18 protein-coding genes are annotated in these 15,418 nt (G+C 64.4%); 7 read left to right on the plus strand and 11 right to left on the minus strand.

All coding sequences use genetic code 11. The annotated features are described in order from the left end of the window. Positions 1–3: 3 nt before the first annotated feature. Genes F562_RS0105760 through F562_RS0105770 form a run of 3 tightly spaced genes read right to left on the minus strand, consistent with a single transcriptional unit; the run spans position 4 to position 3,500 of the window. On the minus strand, positions 4–1,869 hold the full coding sequence (locus tag F562_RS0105760) for a Mur ligase family protein (protein ID WP_018155982.1): 1,866 nt from the start codon (positions 1,867–1,869) through the stop codon (positions 4–6). Between the two features lie 22 nt (positions 1,870–1,891). Continuing rightward, on the minus strand, positions 1,892–2,653 hold the full coding sequence (gene fabI, locus F562_RS0105765; RefSeq protein ID WP_018155983.1) for an enoyl-ACP reductase FabI: 762 nt from the start codon (positions 2,651–2,653) through the stop codon (positions 1,892–1,894). Between the two features lie 49 nt (positions 2,654–2,702). Continuing rightward, on the minus strand, positions 2,703–3,500 hold the full coding sequence (locus tag F562_RS0105770) for a beta-ketoacyl-ACP reductase (protein ID WP_051080189.1): 798 nt from the start codon (positions 3,498–3,500) through the stop codon (positions 2,703–2,705). Between F562_RS0105770 and F562_RS0105775 the strand changes: the two genes are divergently transcribed. Together F562_RS0105775 and F562_RS0105780 are read left to right on the plus strand one after the other, a co-directional pair. Then, positions 3,499–3,801 carry a DUF3099 domain-containing protein gene (locus tag F562_RS0105775; RefSeq protein ID WP_156822551.1) on the plus strand — a complete coding sequence of 101 codons (303 nt, stop codon included), beginning with the start codon at positions 3,499–3,501 and terminating at the stop codon, positions 3,799–3,801. The two genes, F562_RS0105770 and F562_RS0105775, sit on opposite strands and share 2 nt — an antisense overlap. Continuing rightward, positions 3,798–4,007, plus strand: coding sequence for a hypothetical protein (locus F562_RS0105780; protein ID WP_018155986.1), 210 nt, complete (start codon positions 3,798–3,800; stop codon positions 4,005–4,007). The genes F562_RS0105775 and F562_RS0105780 overlap by 4 nt, the downstream gene beginning before the upstream one ends. A gap of 27 nt (positions 4,008–4,034) precedes the next feature. On the opposite strand, the gene F562_RS0105785 is transcribed toward F562_RS0105780, so the two are convergent. Both F562_RS0105785 and F562_RS0105790 read right to left on the minus strand, forming a co-directional pair. Continuing rightward, positions 4,035–4,520 carry an SRPBCC family protein gene (locus F562_RS0105785; protein WP_018155987.1) on the minus strand — a complete coding sequence of 162 codons (486 nt, stop codon included), beginning with the start codon at positions 4,518–4,520 and terminating at the stop codon, positions 4,035–4,037. Between the two features lie 2 nt (positions 4,521–4,522). Next, positions 4,523–4,867: an ArsR/SmtB family transcription factor gene (locus tag F562_RS0105790; RefSeq protein WP_018155988.1), complete on the minus strand. Its 345-nt coding sequence runs from the start codon at positions 4,865–4,867 to the stop codon at positions 4,523–4,525. 81 nt (positions 4,868–4,948) lie between these two features. On the opposite strand from F562_RS0105790, the gene msrB reads away from it, so the two are divergent. Further along, complete coding sequence (gene msrB / locus F562_RS0105795) at positions 4,949–5,365, plus strand: peptide-methionine (R)-S-oxide reductase MsrB (protein ID WP_018155989.1); 417 nt, start codon at positions 4,949–4,951, stop codon at positions 5,363–5,365. A 30-nt stretch (positions 5,366–5,395) separates the two neighbouring features. Here msrB and hemQ read toward each other — a convergent pair whose 3' ends face one another. Further along, a complete protein-coding gene (gene hemQ / locus F562_RS0105800; RefSeq protein ID WP_018155990.1) occupies positions 5,396–6,139 on the minus strand; it encodes a hydrogen peroxide-dependent heme synthase in 744 nt (247 codons plus the stop codon). 14 nt (positions 6,140–6,153) lie between these two features. Then, entirely contained in the window at positions 6,154–7,536 is a 1,383-nt protein-coding gene (hemG, locus tag F562_RS0105805; protein ID WP_156822552.1) for a protoporphyrinogen oxidase, read from the minus strand. A 123-nt stretch (positions 7,537–7,659) separates the two neighbouring features. Between hemG and F562_RS0105810 the strand changes: the two genes are divergently transcribed. From F562_RS0105810 to F562_RS0105820, 3 genes are read left to right on the plus strand one after another with little or no spacing between them, the layout of a single operon-like run. Further along, positions 7,660–8,892 (plus strand): SHOCT domain-containing protein, encoded by a 1,233-nt coding sequence (locus tag F562_RS0105810; protein WP_026181039.1) that lies wholly within the window; start codon positions 7,660–7,662, stop codon positions 8,890–8,892. A 1-nt stretch (position 8,893) separates the two neighbouring features. Next, complete coding sequence (locus tag F562_RS0105815; RefSeq protein ID WP_018155993.1) at positions 8,894–10,162, plus strand: hypothetical protein; 1,269 nt, start codon at positions 8,894–8,896, stop codon at positions 10,160–10,162. Further along, positions 10,159–10,476, plus strand: coding sequence for a hypothetical protein (locus F562_RS0105820; protein WP_018155994.1), 318 nt, complete (start codon positions 10,159–10,161; stop codon positions 10,474–10,476). Before F562_RS0105815 ends, F562_RS0105820 begins: the two co-directional genes overlap by 4 nt. Before the next feature lie 19 nt (positions 10,477–10,495). Here the strand turns inward: F562_RS0105820 and yczR are convergent, their stop codons facing one another. Next, on the minus strand, positions 10,496–11,920 hold the full coding sequence (gene yczR / locus F562_RS18230) for a MocR-like transcription factor YczR (RefSeq protein ID WP_018155995.1): 1,425 nt from the start codon (positions 11,918–11,920) through the stop codon (positions 10,496–10,498). 60 nt (positions 11,921–11,980) lie between these two features. Between yczR and yczE the strand changes: the two genes are divergently transcribed. Further along, positions 11,981–12,697, plus strand: coding sequence for a membrane protein YczE (gene yczE, locus F562_RS18235; protein ID WP_051080153.1), 717 nt, complete (start codon positions 11,981–11,983; stop codon positions 12,695–12,697). Here the strand turns inward: yczE and F562_RS0105835 are convergent. From F562_RS0105835 to F562_RS0105845, 3 genes are read right to left on the minus strand one after another with little or no spacing between them, the layout of a single operon-like run. After that, entirely contained in the window at positions 12,624–13,142 is a 519-nt protein-coding gene (locus F562_RS0105835; protein WP_018155997.1) for a C39 family peptidase, read from the minus strand. The genes yczE and F562_RS0105835 overlap by 74 nt on opposite strands. An 8-nt stretch (positions 13,143–13,150) precedes the next feature. Next, positions 13,151–14,227: a uroporphyrinogen decarboxylase gene (gene hemE, locus F562_RS0105840; protein ID WP_018155998.1), complete on the minus strand. Its 1,077-nt coding sequence runs from the start codon at positions 14,225–14,227 to the stop codon at positions 13,151–13,153. Between the two features lie 46 nt (positions 14,228–14,273). After that, a complete protein-coding gene (locus tag F562_RS0105845) occupies positions 14,274–15,410 on the minus strand; it encodes an RNA polymerase sigma factor (protein ID WP_018155999.1) in 1,137 nt (378 codons plus the stop codon). Positions 15,411–15,418 lie beyond the last annotated feature (8 nt).

Consider the following 15,418-nt stretch of genomic DNA (forward strand, 5'->3'; position numbering starts at 1 on the left):
TCCCTAGCCGCTGATCAAGCTGTCCAGAATCTGCAGTGCGGCGTCCTGGTCCCCGAAGCGTAGGCGCCTGGCCGCCTCAGCGACCTGCTCTCGGTGGTATGCGTCCAGTTGCGTGGGTGCAACCGCGATGACGTCGTGTTCCACGGCGTGCGCAGCGACGACCTTCTGCCGGAGTGCTTCCGCGTCATCAACGCTCGCCCCGTGTTGGATCAACCAGTCGTGAACCTGCTCCTGGTGCTCGTGCACCATCACGGGCAAGACATCGCCGTCCACCGCGGTGGCCAACATTCCCTTAACTGCCGCGAGTTCGGTGTCCCACACCGCAACTGGAGCTGCGCCGGCCCGCGCGAGTCCCTCCACGAAGAAGTGCGTCAGTTCTTCACGCGTACGACCACGCAGGTACTTCTCTTTGTGCTCGATGTGCACAAGGTCGGCTCGAATGCCAGCCATCTCCCCCAGATCGCGCAGGATGTCGTCGGTTCGGTCACCACCCGTACCCAAGCCGAGCACGATCCGCTGACCGGTAGCGCGCAGACCTTCGGCCACCGTGAGCAGCGCATCCAATCCACTCTCGTTGTGCGCCATGTCGAGGACCAATGTCGCGACTTCACCGCGCGGCAGTGGAACGCTATAGACGTTCATCCGGCCCGGATTGAGTCGCGCATCCGGGGTGAAAGTGCGCAACCCGTCGATGACCGCCTCGACGGGGAGTCCAAGACCAAGCGCACCAGCGGCACCGGCCAGGGCGTTGGCGACGTTGTGCTTTGACAGACCAGCCAGCGTCATCGGGATGTCCGTGACCGGCAGCAAATGCTCGGGGTCATGGCCCGGGCGCAGCACCACAATGTCCCCGTCCATCACCGTGATTCCACGTCCGCCCGCCTGCACGGCCTCGCGCAACGACGGGGAATCTGGATCGGGAGTGAAACACCAGACACGCGACTTGGTCCCGGTACGCATCGCCCAGACGCGCGGGTCATCGCCGTTGAGGACAGTCCATCCGCCAGGCTTCGTGACGCGCGTGATGATCGCTTTGACCTCAGCGAGCTGGTCGAGCGTCTCGATGCCACCTTCGCCCAGGTGGTCGGCGCTCACATTGGTGACGACGCTGACGTCGTTGACCGACGTACCCAGGCCGCGGCGCAACATGCCGCCTCGCGCTGTTTCAAGCACAGCGATCTCAACGCCTGCGTCCAGCACGGCGCGCGCGCCGGCTGGGCCGGAGTAGTCACCCTTTTCGATGAGTTCGCCCTGCACGAGCACGCCGTCGGTCGAACTCCAGCCCGTACGCCGCCCGGCCGTCATGCTGATGTGCGCCACGAGCCGGGTCGTCGTGGTCTTCCCGTTGGTTCCAGTGATTGCAATGACCGGCACCTTCGGGACCTGCCGGCGCGGCGCTCGTTCTACCGGAACCGCCGCAAGCGAACGGGCAGCATCCTCGAAAAGCGCTGTGTCAGCGCCTGATTCAAGGATGCTGGCAAGGAGTGGGCCAAGCCCATTGCCGATCGCGGTAGCACGCGCCCTGGAGTTCCACGGGACCGCGACGACGACCTGCCCGGGCTCTGCCGTCGACCGCACCCGCACCCCCAGCCGCGTGCTGCCAGCAGCCTTAGCGACCCTTCGAACAACCCGCTCTACTAGTCGCAGCAGGAAACGCCCTCGGGTCTCGGTTCCGGCTTCACCGGGTGCAGAGCGAGGCAGTCCCAGCTGAGCCGCGATTTCCTGAAGCCGACTCTCCTCCGCATCGAGGTACCCAGTCAGGCTGAGCGATACCCGCAGGGCAGGTCGGGTGAAGTACAGATTCGGACCATCGAGAAGCCGGAGATCCGTGGTGGCCACGGACGTTCCCGGGGTGTCACGCGCTGACATAGGTCGAGCGTACTGAGTCCGGCTACTGCCCCATCGCGTGCACGCCACCATCAACATGCACGATCTCGCCTGTCGTCGCGGGGAACCAGTCCGACATCAGCGCCGCGCAGGCCCGAGCGGCTGGTTCGGGGTCGGATATATCCCACCCCAACGGCGCCCGGTCGTCCCAGATCTCCTCGAACTTGACGAAGTCGGGAATCGACCTGGCCGCGGTGGTGCGAATGGGCCCGGCTGCGACCAGGTTGCACCGAATGCCCTGCGCTCCCAGATCGCGCGCGAGATAGCGGTTGGTCGACTCGAACGCCGCCTTGGCGACGCCCATCCAGTCATAGACCGGCCAGGCGAATTTTGCATCGAAGGTCAGGCCCACCAGAGAAGCCTTGTCGGTCATCAACGGCAGCGTCGCGGTCGCTAGTGCCTTAAGCGAGTACGCCGACGTGTGGACCGCGGTGCTGACGTCTTCCCACGTGCCGGACATAAAGTCGAATGCTCCCGGCGGCGCGAAGCCGATGGAGTGCAAGACACCGTCGAGGTGGTCAACCTGCTCCCCGACGCGCTCCGCGAGCGAGTCGAGATGCTCCTGGTCGGTGACATCGAGCTCCAGGACCTCGGGCGTGCTCGGGAGCCGCTTGGCAATGGTCTTCGTGATCTTCATCGTGCGGCCAAAGGAGGTCAGCACGACCTCTGCGCCCTCTTGCTGCGCGAGTTTGGCGACGTGAAAGGCGATCGATGAGTCCATCAGGACTCCGGTCACCAGAATCTTCTTTCCTTCAAGCAAGCCCATCAATGATCTCCCGTGAGGTGTACGGATAGTTGGTTGGTTGGTTGGTCGCTCAGTGCCCCATACCCAGGCCGCCATCGACCGGGATCACCGCGCCGGAGATGTACGACGCCTCCGGGCTGGCCAGGAACCGCACCGCTGCCGCGACTTCCTCCGGCTCGGCGAGCCGCCCGGCGGGGATCTGCTTGACATAGGCCGCGCGCTGGTCATCGGTGAGCTCACGCGTCATGTCGGTGTCAATGAACCCGGGTGCCACCACGTTGGCGGTGATATTGCGGCCACCGAGCTCCCGCGTAATCGAGCGCGCAAGGCCGACTAGACCGGACTTACTCGCCGCATAGTTGGTTTGCCCAGCGGAGCCCAGGAGGCCAACCACGCTGGAGATCAAGATGATTCGGCCGCGCTTCATGCGGATCATGCCTTTGCTGGCACGTCGGGCGCATCGGAAGGCGCCCGCCAAGTTGGTGTTGACGACGGCGTCGAAGTCTTCATCGGACATGCGCAGCAGCAACGTGTCGCGGGTCACGCCCGCGTTGGCGACCACGATTTCGATCGGGCCGCCCACCAACTCCTCAGCCGCAGTGAAGGCGGCGTCAACCGAGGCGGTGTCTGCGACGTCGCACTGCACGGCTTCCAGGCCTTCGGGGGCCTCCCCGGATCGGCTCGCGACGATGACTCGATCACCTGCCTCAGACAGAGCACGAGCAATCGCGAGACCAATGCCGCGGTTGCCTCCAGTTACCAATACAGAACGAGGGGAGTCGCTCACGGACGCATCTCCTGAGGTCGAAACGGTTTGCCGTGGCGACGCTATAGGACTACCAGGCGGTAGGCGTACCGTGGCATCCATGAGCGGGTCGTCGAGGTCATCTGGCAACGTGTCGGTGCCGTCCGCGACGAGCCTTCCCGACGGCCCGCGCAAGGACTACGAGTCCCGAATGCGCAACTATCTGCTCTCGATGGGCATCCGTACGGCCTGCTTCGTCGCGGCGGTGGTGCTGACCGGATGGCTGCGGTGGACCTGCGTCGCCCTTGCGGTTCTCCTCCCCTACGTCGCCGTGGTGTTTGCGAATGCGGCGAGCAAGCGTCGAGTCGAGGCGATTGGCTCGGTCAGCCCCGACGAACGCGCGCAACGCATCGGCCCCGCATGACCGAGCACCTTTGCAGCGCCAAAGGCTGCCGCCAGGACGCCACCTGGGCGATTCGCTGGAACAATCCCACCCTGCACGAGCCCACGCGTCGCAAGGTCTGGCTCGCGTGTGATGACCATCGCGAGTCACTGCGTGACTTTCTCGCGCTCCGTGGCTTCGTGAAGGACGTCGTACGCATCGACGAACTGCTCCCCACCGACGGCTGACCACCAGAACTGACTGCGTTAGTTCGGTCAGGCGGCGAGGAGTGCGTCGATCTGGTTTGCGGCTTGGGTGGAGCCTTCCACCATGCCCATTTCCAGCACCTGCTTGAACTGGTCGGCGCTGGCGTACGTCGTCGTTGACGTCATGCGCGTTCCGCCTTCGTGCTCGGTCAGTTCGACCTGGGTCACGGATACCGGCATGGCCTCCGTGGGGTTGCCGTCCTTGTCCCCGAAGCCGTCCCGCAGCTCAAGAGAGTGCGGCGCCTCGGCCGCGAGGACTTCCCACCACCCGTGGTGCTTGACACCTTCGGGGGATGTCATGAAGTAGCGAACCTTTCCGCCGGCCGTCAGGTCGTGCTCGGTCACCGCGGCCGGGTAGCCGGGAGGACCCCACCACTGCTCGAGCTGGCGCGGGTCAGACCAGACCTGCCACACGCGCTCAACCGGCGCGGCGAAGTCCGAGATCATTGTCAGCTGGTTGTTGTCCAGGTCTTGCTGCACGTCGACGACGGCCATGATCAATCTCCTTGAGAATCGTGTGTTTCGTTCAGCAACTCTTCGATGCGACCGATGCGGCCGCGCCACACCGCCTCGAACTCCGCCAAAGTGTCGGCGACCTCACGTACGGCGTCCATCTCCCCGCGGGCTAGCTGCTCACGCCCGTTGCGGCGTTTGGTGAGCAGACCAGAGCGCTCAAGCACGGCGACGTGACGTTGCACGGCCGCAAAGCTCATGGGATACAACTCCGCCAAAGTCGACACCGAGTGCTCCTCGCGCATCACTCGACGGAGGATGTCCCGCCGGGTGCTGTCGGAGAGCGCCTGGAAGAGGCGATCCGCCCGCTCCTCGTCGTCCCTGGCCATGACTGAAACATACAACACTTTGGTTGTATGTTGTCAAGGCTTGCTGGGAATCAGTTTCGAGTCCTTTGCGTTGTCCCCAACATGACTGATCGCACTTACTCCGTTTCCAAGTCCGATGACCAGTGGCGCCAGGAACTCTCGCCCGCCGAGTACGACGTCCTGCGCAAAGCGGGCACCGAGCGCCCGTTCACCGGGGAGTACACCGACACCGAAACCACCGGTGTTTATAGCTGCCGCGCGTGCGATGCCGAGTTGTTCACCAGCGACGCCAAGTTCCACAGCGGCTGCGGATGGCCGTCGTTCTACCAGCCCACGACCGATGACAACGTGGAACTCATCGAAGATCGGTCAATGGGGACCGTCCGTACCGAAGTCCGTTGCGGTAGTTGCGGATCCCACCTCGGACACGTCTTTGAGGGCGAGGGCTACAACGTCCCGACCGACCAGCGGTGGTGCATCAACTCCGTCAGCCTGAAACTCAAGCCGACGGAGCGCTGAGCCAGCGCTCCCTCATGGCGCGCCTTTCCCCTATGGAAGGCGAATCACGAACTCATCCAAGGAGATTCGCGGTCCGGTGAAGAATGGGGTCTCTTCCCGGACGTGGCGTCGCGCCTCGGTGGCTCGTAGGTCCCGCATGAGATCGACGATGCGGTGCAGTTCGTCACCCTCAAATGCCAGCAGCCATTCGTAGTCGCCGAGGGCGAACGCTGGCACGGTGTTTGCGCGTACGTCTGGGTAGTCCCGGGCAGCCAGACCGTGGTCCTTCAGCATGGTGCGCCGCTCCTCATCGGGCAGGAGATACCAGTCGTAGGAGCGCACGAATGGGTAGAGGCACATATATGCCTTGGGGTTCGGGTCCACCAGGAAATCCGGAACATGCGACTTGTTGAACTCGGCGGGGCGATGAACGGCGGCGTTGGACCATACGGGCTTCAGGTGCCGCCCCAGCACGGTGCTCTGGAATCCGCGGTAAGCGGCCTGGAGCGACTCAATCTCGGGCGCATGCCACCAAATCATCAGATCAGCGTCACCGCGCAAGCCGCCGAGGTCATAAAGACCTCGCACCACGACATCGTGCTCACCGATCGCATCGAAATAGCCGTTGACCTCAGCGACCAACCTCGAGCGGTCCTGTGGGAGTTCGCGATCGACCCGGAAGATCGAGTACATCGTGTAACGCACGGTCGCGTTGATCTCGTTGATCTGGGCTGCACCCGGGCGTACGGCGCGTGGCCCGCTACTGGAATCCGTCGACTCGGTCATGCAGGCCATTCTCGCCGGTCACGTCAACCATGAGACAGGTGGGGCAACAACATCTCCGCTGCGCGGGTCCCGGATCCAATGCACGCTGGGATGCCCACTCCCTCATAGGCTGCGCCCGCGACCTCCAGGCCGGGAAGGGCCTCGACCGCTCGGCGAACGCGCCCGATCCGGTCCTGGTGTCCGAGGAGGTACTGCGGCAGTCCGCCGCCCCAGCGTTGTAAGTGCGTCTCGACTGGACGCGGCAAGGTCGTGCCGAGAGCCGCGCCAAGATCAGCAAGACCGGCAGCCGTCAGGTCTTCGTCCGAGGTCTGCAGGGAGACCTCCTCACGGTGGCGACCCAAAGACACCCGAACATAGGTCACGTCCGAAGCGGCCTCTGACAGCCATGGCCACTTGGCCGAGCTAAAGGTCGCGGCCTTGATCCGCTGTCCGTCGACAGGTGGCACCAGAAAGCCACTTCGGTCTGTCATCGTGGACGGAACATCGCCCCGGCCAAACGCGTAGGTAACGATCGCCATAGAGGCGTATTCGATTGCAGTTAAGGCCGATCCAGCGGTCGCATCATGCGGGCCGAGCAGGCGAGCCGTTGGTGCAGACGGCGTCGCGAGGACGACCGCGTCGGCGCATATCCGCTCCGGTGCTCGCGTCTCCCCCACGGTCAGTTCCCAACGTGTACCGACTCGGTTCAGCGCGCGAACCACGGCACCCGTTCGCACGACCGCACTGGCTGCGCGCAGCCGTTCTGTCAGGATGCCCGGCAGCTGACCCAAGCCACCCGGAAGTGTCGCAAAGACCGGATCGTGCCGCCTGTCCCCTGCGGCTGTTGCCGCGGAGGACGCCAGGGAGATCAACGAATCCCCTCGGGCCACAGCACTATTGACCTGAGGCAAGCACGCGGATGCCGACAACAGTCGGGCATGGCCCGCGTAGACACCCCCTAGGAGCGGCTCCACCAATCGGTCCACCACGGCATCCCCAAGAGCGCCGGAGATGAGGTCACCGAGTGAGCTATCACCGCTGGACTCGACCGGCCGCTCAGCTACCGCACGAGCGACTTCCGCTGGCGTCAGCAAGCCAGACAGCGCGCTCGGATCACTCGGAATGCCCATTAACGTCCCAGTCGGCATCGGGTGCAGGGCGCCGCGGCTCCAGATCGAAGCGCTCAACTGCGCCGGGTGGGTGACCCGCACATGGAGATCATCGACCAACCGCCGTCCCTCCGGTCGCCGCCACAACAGCGACTCAGCCCCGACGTCGATCAGCTGACCAGCGAGTTCCGCCTGGCGCAGTTTGCCGCCTACCCGATCAGTCGACTCCAGGAGGAGGACATCGACGCCCCGCTGCATCAGAGTCCAGGCAGCCGACAGACCGGCAACTCCACCACCTACCACCACGACATCCGGCACGCGATCAACGATGTCACAACCGCGAAATCCGCCAACGGTGGCGCGCAATGTGTGGGGCTCGGATATTCTCCGGACATCGTGGCGCGGCGATCGGCCCGCCCGAATTTCGGGAGGCGAACCAACGTGGGACTCTTTCAGGCAGTGGCTGGTGCCATCGGTGGAACGCTGGCAGACCAGTGGGTTGACTTCTTCACCGTTCCCGCGGACGTCGGGTCCACGACGGCGATCTTCCCCGCAGTGCAGCGCGGCGAAAATTCCGGACGAGGCGGCAACGATCGTCCCTCCGAGGGTGTGATCACCAACGGGTCGAAGATCATCGTCCCCGAGGGCTACGCACTCGCTCTCTTGGAGGACGGTGCCTTCACCGGTCTTGCCGCTCAAGCTGGTGCCTACATCTGGAACTCCGACGAACCCGCCTCCCAGTCGGTATTCACCGGCGGCGGCCTGGTCGATGCCGTGCTCAAGCAGAGCTGGGAACGATTCAAGTTCGGCGGTCGGCCTAGCGCGCAGCAGAATGCGGTCTTCGTCTCGCTCAAGGAATTGCCCAACAACAAGTTCGGCACCCAGTCGGAGATCTATTGGAATGACGCGTTCCTCAACACCCAGGTCGGGGCGGTCACGCGCGGAACGTACACCCTGAAAATCACTGATCCGTTGACCTTCATTCGCAATTTCGTGCCAGCCGATGTCATCACGGGGCGCGCCCGCTTCGACTTCACCGACATGGACAACCCCGCAGGCGAGCAGCTGTTCAATGAGGTCATCAGCTCGTTGGCACCGGCCTTCTCGATGTATACCAACGACCCGGCCAAGGGCAATCGAATCGCCCGCCTCCAACAGGATTCCATCGGCTTCGCCGAGTCGCTCTCGGCCGCGGTGGAGCAGAACTACCAGTGGAAGACCGACCGCGGACTGGAGATCATCAAGACCGCGATCATTTCCATCGAGTACGACGCCAATACCCGTGAATTGCTCAAGACTGTGCAGCGCGCCGATGCCCTGTCTGGCGCTCGCGGCAATGCGAACCTGCAGGCTTCGGTCGCCGCGGGTGTCGAATCAGCCGGCGAGAATGCCGGCCCCGGCGGCCTCATCGGCATGGGAATGGCGACCTCCGGTCTTGGAGTGAGCGGACTGCAGCAGCCGGTCGCCGGTCAGCAAGCGGCCGCTCCCCCGGCCCAACAGCCCGCGCAGCAGGCACCGCCGGCTGCTGCGCCCCCGGCTGCCGCTGCGCCCGCCGAAGCGCCTGCGGCGGATGACCCGATGGCTGTCCTCAAGCGTGCCAAGGACATGCTCGACGCTGGCCTGATCACCCAAGAGGACTACGACGCCGCCAAGGCCAAGGCCCTGGGGTTGTGAAGTGAGCACCGAAGAGTCTGGTTCTTCGGCTGACCACCACCCACCACCGTTCGATGGCCCGCCCAACTCCCTAGAAGAAGAACTCGCCGCCGCGCGCGCCGAGCCGGCGCCGAAGCCAGACATCAACACGGTCAACGAATCCCTGCGGGACGGCGTCAACCGATGCCCGCGGTGTGGATCGACCGAGGTCCGGCAACGTGCGTCAACCACCGCCTTGCGCTGCCTTTTTTGTCGCTACGAGTGGGAAGAGGCCCGGGTCGAGGAGGAGTTCGGGCTCGGCGACGGAATCACTGACCTGGAGGGTCAGGTCGTGTCCACCGGTGCCGCAGCCATCGACGCCGATGCATCAGCGGTCGTGACGCTCAAATGCGACGGGTGCGGTGCCGAGGTAGTTGTCGACACCAAAAACACCATGAATGCTCGATGCCACTGGTGTCGCCACACGCTCAACGTCAGCCAACAAGTACCCAACGGCGCGGTCCCTGACGCGGTGTTGCCGTTCAAACTGACCAAGGAGGAAGCGGTCGAGAAGATTCGGGAATTCGCTTCATCTCGTCGGTTGTTCGCCCATCGCGCGTTCAAGGCGGAGTTCGTTCCCGAGAATGTGCTGGGTGTCTTCTTGCCCTACCTCGTGATCGACGCTCATGCGGAGTCGACCTTCTGGGGCGCCGGTGAGATCCAGACCAGGCGCTGGACCGAAGGAACGGACAACAACAAAACGACCTACTACAGCGCCGACGTCTATCACGTGCAGCGTCAGGTCGGATTCACCGTCGATGACCTCACGGTCGAAAGCTCCAGCGCTCGGGGCACTTTCGGGGAAGAAAACACCAACAACATCATCAATACGGTCTTGCCTTTCGACACCAAGAACGCGGTCAAGTGGAACGCGAACTATCTCGTGGGCTACACCAGTGAGAAGCGAGACCTCAACGTCGAGGGAGTCATACCGCGATTCGAGGATCAACTGCTCTCGATCGGTCGATCTCGGGTCGAACCCTCGATCTCAAGGTTCGACCGTGGAGTTCGGTGGGAACAGGAAAAACTCGATGTCGGGGGCTCCCGGTGGATCGCGATGTATCTGCCGGTCTGGATCTACTCCCACCAAGACGACAAGTCCGGAATGATTCACTACATCGCCGTAAATGCTCGTACGGGCGAAACCATGGGAAGTGTCCCGGTCTCCCAACCCAAGCTGATTTTGGCGGCACTGACGGTGGGCACCTTCCTTGAAGGCGCGGCCGGCGCATTCTTGGTGGCTGCGTCATGATCGTCGACCTCATCCCCATCGTGACCGATTACGCGTCCCTCGCGGCGGCCGCCGACACAAGCAGCACGCAAAGCGGCCCACCGTGGTGGATTCTGGCGGCCGGTCCGGTCGGCGGAGCTGGGACCTACTGGGCGATCTACAAGTACTACCGAAACCAGGACAAGTCCCACCATTTCGAGCGAGACACCTTGATCAGCGAGAAGCCGGTGGAAGGAACGGAGAAGGTCATCGACCAGATCCGGAAGACCAGCGATCCCGACATTGACGGGGGCAATGGCTCGAGTCACCGGGAGCGAGTCAAGCGGGTGACCTGACCCGGCCGCGAGACCAGCCTCACGTCACCCGGGCCCACGCTCGGGCGAGCCGCACAACAGCCTCGGTGAGGTCGGCCTCGGGAAGGGCGAACGGCGTACGCACCCAATGCTCTAGGCCACTCTCCGCGACCGCGAACGTCGACCCGGGGAGCATCAACAGGCCTTCCTCGCGTGCTGCGCGTACCAACGCGGTGGAACGTGGCACCGGAAGTCGCCACCAGAGCCACAGCCCGCCAGGCGGCGCGACAGTCGTCCAGTCGGGAAGTGCTTCATGGATGCCGTCCATCACGACACGGCGCCGGGAACGCAGGCTGTCCCGGCGCTCGTTATCGGACCCCACCCCGCGGCGAATCAGATCCGCGGCGACCATCTGCTCCATCACCGGCCCTCCGAGTCCAATACTCATCCGCGCCTGGGTGAGTGGCCCAATAAGGTTGCGCGGCGCGCGAATCCACGCCACGCGCAACCCTCCCCACAGCATCTTGCTCACGCTCCCCACCGTGACCGCACTGGTCGCAAAAGCTGCCATGGGCGCCGGCATCGTGAGGTCGTCGATCACGAGCTCGGCAAGCGTCTCGTCAACTAACCCGGTGAGCTTGTGGCGCCGCCACAGTGCCGCCAGCTGGTCGCGCCGCTCAGCATCCAGCAACGCGCCCGTCGGGTTGTGGAAGTCCGGTGTAAGGAACGCGGCCCGCGCACCGGACCCCACTGTCGCGCTCTCCCACGCACCCACATCACTGCCGTCCCAGGTGATCGGAACTGGCACGACACGCGATACCTCACGTCGCAAGGTGACCAGTGAGTTCGGATAGGCCGGCGTCTCGGCGATCACCCGGCTCCCCCGACCCAACAGCACCTGAGCGGCTGCCGCGGTCCCCTCGGTTGCGCCCGTGGTCACGATGATCTGGTCGGGCGAGGTGGCCAAACCTCGTTCGGTATAGCGCTGCGCCACGGCCTCCCTGATCTCCGGGATGCCCACTGGGAAATATCCCATCCCGCTGACAAAGCGACCAATGTGTTCCCCCGCTCGGGCATAGGCCGAGGTCAGCCCAGCCACCGCTGGTGGAGCCGCCGAGCGCCAGTCGATGGCACCGGCAGGTGCCGAGCCCGGCACACCCATCGGGACCGGCTCGGCTCCCCCGGCCGCCGGACCTCCAGGCAACACGGCAATCGTTCCTGATCCCTGTCGGGCGGTGGCATAGCCACGATCTCGAAGTTCGGCGTACGCGCGTGTCACCGTGGTCCGACTCAACCCGAGTGCGGCGACCATGCTTCGTTCGCTGGGCAACCGCGTGCCGTGCAGGAGTCGACCGTCGGCCACCAGCGAGCGCACCGCTTCGCTCAGCCACTGATAGGCCGGCCGGTCTACTTCGGGGGTACCAACCATCACGACCAGTCGCGTGGCCGAGATGGAAGCGGTTGAGGCGCTCGTCGCGGGCTCCATCAGGCCAGTGTTTCACAATTGGCCCTTTATTTCGGGACCATTTTCCGCGAAGGTGGGAGCATGGCCTGCACTTCCACCACTCGGCCGCGCCTCTCCGGGCGACGCCTCCCCCGACGATTCCTTCAACTCATGGTCGGTCTGACGTTGTACGGCGTCTCCGTCGCACTCCTGGTGCGGGCCGGGCTCGGCACGATGCCATGGAGCGTGCTCGAGGTCGGGATCGCCGAACGGCTGGATCGCGACCTCGGCGTGGTCATCGTTGCGGTCAGCTTCATCGTGCTGTTGCTGTGGATTCCGTTACGACAGCGGGTCGGCATCGGCACGCTAGCCAACTCACTATGGGTCGGCCCCGCGGCCGGTGTGACCTTGGCGAAAGTGCCCACCATGCACGATCTCGTGCCGCAGGTCGGCCTCCTGCTCCTCGGGATTGTCCTCAACGGCCTGGCGACCGCGATGTATATCGGCACCCGCCTTGGCCCCGGTCCGCGCGATGGGCTCATGACCGGACTGCATGCGCGAACCGGCCGGAGCCTGCGCCTCATTCGCACCGGCATCGAAGTCACCGTCGTGGCGGTGGGCATCCTGCTCGGTGGAGTGGCTGGCATCGGGACGGTCCTCTACGCCCTTGCCATCGGCCCCATCGTCCAGCTTTTTCTGCCACGCTTCACCGTCGCGGAGACCGCTGGCTCGAGCCGAGACTCGATCAGGCGGAGTAACCCTTCGGAGGAATCAGGCTTGCCAGCAGGTCAAAACCGATCCAGTACTGTCCCTGGCTGAACTGAGCAGAATCGACGACGAAGACATCACGCGAATCGGGCTGATAGCCGACCACCGTGAAGTAGTGGTAGATCGTCTGGTCAGAGGGGTAGCCCGGCGGGTGATTTCCAGGCGGGGCGACAATGTTGGCGACCAAGCCGTAACCGTTGTCGACATTGTGGGTCACATCGCGCCACAACAGATCCCGCTGCTCTGGTGACGGCGGGTCCGAGGGCATCTCCTTGGTCTCGTACCAACCGACGAGACTGCCCAACACCCTGGTGATCTGCCCGATGTGGTCGGTTCCGTCCCCATCCGTCCCGAGTTGCCCGGCGAGTTCGGCCTGGGTCAGGTGAATACCACGACAGGACAACGCAACTCGGGCCGCTGCCGGACCGCACCAGTACTTGGTCTCCTGCCACTGATGCTCGTACTGAAGGACCACTGCCAAGTCCGACGGAGTCATAAGGGTGGCTATTCCACTGGGGAATGCACGAGTTCCACGACACGGGTCAGCACACCGGGGTCAGTCGTCGGAAGCACGCCATGGCCAAGATTGAAAATGTGCCCGGGCGCCTTGGCCCCGGAAGCCAGTACATCTCCGACAGCTCGTTCCAGGACCGACGCTGGCGCGAACAGCAGCGCCGGATCGAGATTTCCCTGGACGGTATGACCGCCACCAGCGCGTCGAGCTCCCTCCTGTAACGGCAGGCGAAAGTCGATCCCGATCACTTCGCACCCGGCACCCGCCATTGCCCCGAGGAGTTCCCCGGTGCCGACGCCAAAGTGGATGCGAGGAACACCTGAACCCTTTACTGCCGCAAGTGCTTTCGCTGAATGGTTGCGAACATAGGTTAGGTAGTCGGCGTGTGACAGGCACCCTGCCCAGGAGTCGAAGAGCTGAACCGCACTGGCGCCGGCATCGACCTGCACCTTCAAGAACGTGCCCGAGATCTGGGCCAGCCGTGCGCAGAGATCGTTCCAGAGCTCGGGGTCGCCATGCATGAGCGCTTTGGTCTGCTCGTGGTTACGCGAGGGGCCGCCCTCAATGAGGTAGGACGCCAGAGTGAACGGCGCACCGGCGAACCCGATGAGTGGGGTGCCACCTAATGCTGCGACCAACCGCGTGACCGACTCGGTGATGTCTTCTACGTGTTCAGCCGTGAGTTCGGGAAGCCGGTCAAGATCTGCGCGTGTGCGGATCGGGTCGGTCAGCACCGGACCGACTCCCGGGCGGATCTCGATGTCCAAACCCACCGCCTGCAACGGCACCACGATGTCGCTGAAGAAAATGGCCGCGTCGGTGCCGTGGCGACGCACTGGCTGGAGCGTGATCTCGGTGACCAGGTCGGGCGTACGGCACGCTTCGAGCATCGTGACGTCGGCCCGTAACGCCCGATACTCCGGGAGCGAGCGCCCGGCCTGTCGCATGAACCACACCGGCGTGCGGTCGACGGGGAGACCACGCGCAGCACGGACCAGCCGGCTATCCGCGGTATCGCCGGGGGTGGGAAGCGTCAGGGACTGCGGGACATCGATCGCTGCTGGCACATGCCAATCCTCCCAGGTCGTGTTCCAGCCGACCGCATCGCCGTGCTCAGGTGAGGCGCAACCGAGCAGCTTGCTTCATGAGGTGGTCTCGTTCAGGTGTGCTGGTCGCCAGCGCGGACGCCTCGACATAGAGCTGACGCGCCTTCGCGTGATGGCCGTCCCGCTCGGTGAGATAGGCAAGGACGGACATATACCGCGGCATGCTGGCATCAAGACCGGCAAGCGCCGCCAGACCGCCCCGAGGCCCCTCGGCCTCTCCGACCGCGACTGCGCGGTTAAGGCGTGCCACTGGGTTGTCGGTCAGGTCGATGAGCTCGTCGTACCACTCAACGATCTGGACCCAGTCGGTTTCGTCCGCCGATTGCGCGTCGGCATGCAGCGCGGCAATCGCCGCCTGCGCTTGGAACTCACCGAGTCGGTCGCGGGCGAGTGCGGCGCGGAGGACCGTGATGCCTTCCCGGATCAAAGTCGTGTCCCACAACGTTCGATCCTGCTCGGCCAGCGGCACCAGACTGCCGTCGACTCGGGTACGCGCCGGTCGCCTCGCGTGATGCAGCACCATCAGCGCCAGCAGGCCTGCCACCTCGGGGTGGTTGGTATGAACCCTGAGCTCACGGGCAAGGCGGATGGCTTCGACGGCCAAGTCGACGTCCCCGGAATACCCTTCATTGAAGACGAGGTACAGCACTCGCGCGACAGTCCTTAGGTCTCCTGCACGGTCCAACTCCACGTCGGCGAGGGTGCGCTTAGCGCGGCTAATCCGTTGGGCCATAGTCGATTCCGGCACCAGATAGGCGTCAGCGATCTGCTGAGTCGTGAGGCCGCCCACCGCACGCAGCGTGAGCGCGACGGCCGACGCCGGGGTCAGAGACGGGTGCGCGCATAACAGGTACATCTGGAGGGTGTCGTCGGCGGGTATGCCCGCCCCGGGTGCTGGCTGCGAGGCCAGCCGCTCCTCCCGCGAGCGTCGAGCCTGCCCAGAGCGCTCGGCGTCAAGGAACTTTCGCCAGGCGACCGTCACCAACCAGGCTTTCTGGCTGCGCGGAGTTTCTCGCGGCCAGACGCGGATGGCTTCGACCAGCGCATCCTGGACGGCGTCCTCAGCCGCCGCGAAATCCGCTCCACGACGGACGAGGACGCCGTTCACCTCAGGAATGAGCGCGCGCAACTCGTTCAGGTCCACGGACCACG

This window comes from Demetria terragena DSM 11295 (assembly GCF_000376825.1).
In the GTDB taxonomy this organism is placed as follows: Bacteria; Actinomycetota; Actinomycetes; order Actinomycetales; family Dermatophilaceae; genus Demetria; species Demetria terragena.

Coding starts and splice junctions, on each gene's coding strand:
- yczE (WP_051080153.1), top strand. CDS start 11,981: ATGGCCTGCACTTCCACCACTCGGCCGCGCCTCTCCGGGCGACGCCTC.
- F562_RS0105790 (WP_018155988.1), bottom strand. CDS start 4,867: ATGGCCAGGGACGACGAGGAGCGGGCGGATCGCCTCTTCCAGGCGCTC.
- F562_RS0105760 (WP_018155982.1), bottom strand. CDS start 1,869: ATGTCAGCGCGTGACACCCCGGGAACGTCCGTGGCCACCACGGATCTC.
- F562_RS0105835 (WP_018155997.1), bottom strand. CDS start 13,142: ATGACTCCGTCGGACTTGGCAGTGGTCCTTCAGTACGAGCATCAGTGG.
- F562_RS0105775 (WP_156822551.1), top strand. CDS start 3,499: ATGAGCGGGTCGTCGAGGTCATCTGGCAACGTGTCGGTGCCGTCCGCG.
- F562_RS0105785 (WP_018155987.1), bottom strand. CDS start 4,520: ATGGCCGTCGTCGACGTGCAGCAAGACCTGGACAACAACCAGCTGACA.
- F562_RS0105780 (WP_018155986.1), top strand. CDS start 3,798: ATGACCGAGCACCTTTGCAGCGCCAAAGGCTGCCGCCAGGACGCCACC.
- msrB (WP_018155989.1), top strand. CDS start 4,949: ATGACTGATCGCACTTACTCCGTTTCCAAGTCCGATGACCAGTGGCGC.
- F562_RS0105820 (WP_018155994.1), top strand. CDS start 10,159: ATGATCGTCGACCTCATCCCCATCGTGACCGATTACGCGTCCCTCGCG.
- yczR (WP_018155995.1), bottom strand. CDS start 11,920: ATGGAGCCCGCGACGAGCGCCTCAACCGCTTCCATCTCGGCCACGCGA.
- F562_RS0105770 (WP_051080189.1), bottom strand. CDS start 3,500: ATGGATGCCACGGTACGCCTACCGCCTGGTAGTCCTATAGCGTCGCCA.
- fabI (WP_018155983.1), bottom strand. CDS start 2,653: ATGGGCTTGCTTGAAGGAAAGAAGATTCTGGTGACCGGAGTCCTGATG.
- hemQ (WP_018155990.1), bottom strand. CDS start 6,139: ATGGCCTGCATGACCGAGTCGACGGATTCCAGTAGCGGGCCACGCGCC.